The organism is Flavobacterium macacae, from assembly GCF_003865365.1.
Taxonomy (GTDB): Bacteria; Bacteroidota; Bacteroidia; order Flavobacteriales; family Flavobacteriaceae; genus Flavobacterium; species Flavobacterium macacae.
This window is the reverse complement of the sequence record NZ_RQVR01000051.1, coordinates 1-205: the sequence shown is the minus strand read 5'-3', so window position 1 is coordinate 205 and position 205 is coordinate 1. Positions and strand designations below refer to the sequence as shown.

The window sequence follows — 205 nt, the reverse complement described above, 5'->3', positions numbered from 1 at the left end:
TAACGAGAGTCAAAATCACCTCCAGAGCGTTCAACAGGCTGGCCGTTAAAGAGATAATCCTGAGGTTTTTCGGCTTGAATATATTTCTGTAATCCTCGTATCAAGTGAAGCGAAAGCGGAAGGTAACGGTCTTTTTTGCCTTTTCCTTGCACGACCTTGAGCTGTTTTCTATCAAAATCCAAGTCCTGCAATCGTACGCTTCTGG

At 43.9% G+C, this 205-nt stretch carries 1 protein-coding gene; it reads right to left on the bottom strand.

Annotation, left to right across the window (positions count from 1 at the left end; all coding sequences use genetic code 11):
- A partial coding sequence (locus EG849_RS15925; protein ID WP_233581826.1) for a tyrosine-type recombinase/integrase occupies window positions 1-205 on the bottom strand: 205 nt, incomplete at both ends.